Origin of the sequence: Holospora undulata HU1 (genome assembly GCF_000388175.3) — a bacterium.
In the GTDB taxonomy this organism is placed as follows: domain Bacteria; phylum Pseudomonadota; class Alphaproteobacteria; order Holosporales; family Holosporaceae; genus Holospora; species Holospora undulata_A.
In genome coordinates this window covers 1-2405 of sequence record NZ_ARPM03000063.1, presented here as the reverse complement: position 1 = coordinate 2405, position 2405 = coordinate 1, and the positions used below count along the sequence as shown (strand labels likewise).

General features: G+C 32.5%; 2 protein-coding genes. One reads left to right on the top strand and one right to left on the bottom strand.

Features of this window, described 5'->3' with window-relative positions; translation table 11 throughout:
• Nucleotides 1-339: 339 nt before the first annotated feature.
• Nucleotides 340-1293, top strand: coding sequence for a hypothetical protein (locus K737_RS00975; RefSeq protein ID WP_006296688.1), 954 nt, complete (start codon nt 340-342; stop codon nt 1291-1293).
• A 521-nt stretch (nt 1294-1814) separates the two neighbouring features.
• On the opposite strand, the gene K737_RS09850 is transcribed toward K737_RS00975, so the two are convergent.
• Nucleotides 1815-2405 (bottom strand): hypothetical protein (locus tag K737_RS09850; RefSeq protein WP_006293945.1); only part of this gene is annotated, 591 nt, incomplete at its 5' end.

Below are 2405 nucleotides of genomic sequence, written 5' to 3'. Positions count from 1 at the left end.
CCCAAATGCTTGATATCAAGGCTTTTGAGAAGAGTCCAGAATCAATTCCTTGTCCTTTTAAAAAAACGCCTGACGCGTTCAAGCTTGGATTTTATTGAAGCTGGAGCGTTCATCTTGTGGATCAGCGCAGGATGCTGAACATTTCGTGATCGATCATACTAAGTACGAAGGTTCATTTGCATTAAACATTGTTGTTTATTTTTAATAAAATAGCCTCTCTTTCGGATCTTTTAAAGACCCTTCAAAAAAGTGAGGGGGAGTATGATGTTGCTCAAGAAACCTACTAATTTTAAACATTCTAAAATGTTTTAGGATAAACTAAAATCGATAGTAAATCGGATGGAGGATCTAAAAAATTTAGAAACCTTTCATGAGGAAGACTTTCAAGAAAACCAGTTTACAAAAAAAGTCTTTTCTCGATGTGTAATTTCAAAAGAACAAGCTGAAATACTTAAAAAGTACATTGATGCCAACCAAAGTTTTGGAAATGTCACAAAAGAACCGGGATTGGTAAAAACGGTGGAAGGTTTCAAGAAATACATCAACGAATTTGGATTTATAAGTCCTGAAGAAATACGTGAAATAGTATCAAAAGAACATATTAATAGTCCTAAATTAGTGGACCATTTCGGTACTGTTAGTCACACATATCAAAAAAAAGATATTTTAGAAGCCTGTCTACTTATGAAACATAGTTCTATTTCGAAAGTAGAGATAGTAAAAGATTTTGTGTTAAAAAACAAAGATCACGATGCAATAGTAGATAAAATATTTGAACTAAAAGATTTTTATAACAATGGGTACTCAAACAACAGAGATGAATTACCAAGAAAGCTTTTTGATGAATCAAAGGGAGCTGAAGCAAAAAAAGCCAATCAGATGGTTGCTTTTTTATCTTTTGTACTTTCTCTAAAGCTTACGCACCTGAAAAAATACCCCCAGGGATTAAGTTTTTATACTAAGTTTGCTCAAGCCAACAATAGGATGATTACGCAAGAAAGAGAAAGGATAATACATGAAGAAAATGATAGAAAAAGAAATGAAATGGCCGCTCTTGAAGCAAAAAATACCCCAAAGCAACCAACCAATGCAAACACCGTTGATGAGCTAGTTCTTAAAAAGATCAAGCGCGCAGCAAAAGAAGGATTTGATAGTTTAAGCACAGTTTATGGATTATTCTCAGATCAAAGCATGTTACAAGAAGTAAAAAATTACGTAAAAATACTGTTTTTTTCTAAAAAATCTACAGGAACTAATCCTGAAAGAATTTTTTATAAGTTAGGAATTTTATAGAAAGTTTTTATAATTTTTTGATAAAAATATTACTAAATCCACAGTAACAAATACTTTATCGAGTATTTGCACTCCACTTGTGAGTATAATTCATAATGGTAATACAAAAAATTCTAATTTTTTGGCTGCATAGGGCGAAGTTACTAAAAATTATACGGGAGGCATAAAAGAATTTTCGGACTGGATAAAACAAGAAATATCTAACCTAGTGTACGATTATGAGAGCAACTCAAAAAATATGGTGTTGTGTTGCGCAGAAACAGAGGAAAAAGATTAATCTGTAGATTTAACCTTAGAGTTGGCTAAATAACGATTTCTGAAAAAATCTGTTTTTGATATACTATTGCTATTACAATACAACACTATTTCCTTCCTTTATCGCCCCCCCTCGTGTTTTTTTTAACATAACATATTCAAAAATTACAGTAACAGATACGATTAATTCCTAAAAAACAGAAGGATCTTACGGAAAAACTCATAAAATTTGGTAGTTCTTCTTTATAAAAAATTCAAAAATAAAACTATTTGTTCGATTCTTGAGATTCATCAAGCTTTGAAACACTCTGCGAAGAGATTTTCCCCAAAGAATCGCTTAGAACTGCACGAACTTCCCTACTATTTCTAGCATCAGAAACCTCTTGTCTATCTGTTCTAAGAACTAGCTCCTCAGCATTTTCATTAATTTCGGTATCTATTATCTCCAATCTTGGAGATCCTTGAGAAAGATTAGCTTCAAAATTACGACATTGAAAAGGTACGCTCCCAGAATAACTATTTTCAGTATAAAGCTTTATAAGACCATCTATATTTCTATATATTGGTTCTGAAAACAACATTATGTTTCGATCAATACAACTCACTGAAAAACCTTTGCTTTTGTAGACGTCAGCAAAAAGCTCACGATTCTTTTCCAAGTCTAACTTCAAAAAATTAGAAAAATCAAAGTTACCAAATGTACCTATTCTTAGGCTTCCTTCCTGGTTTTCTTGATCAAAAGAATCAGAATTCACTTCTGAATCCTTCCGAGAACCAGATACACTCTCTTCATCAGAGCTTTGTTGAGAACCAGATACACTTTCTTCATCAGAGCTTTGTTGAGAACCAGATACACT

What these genes read in the sequence shown, in the direction of transcription:
- K737_RS00975 (WP_006296688.1), top strand. Translation starts at nt 340, where the DNA reads ATGGAGGATCTAAAAAATTTAGAAACCTTTCATGAGGAAGACTTTCAA.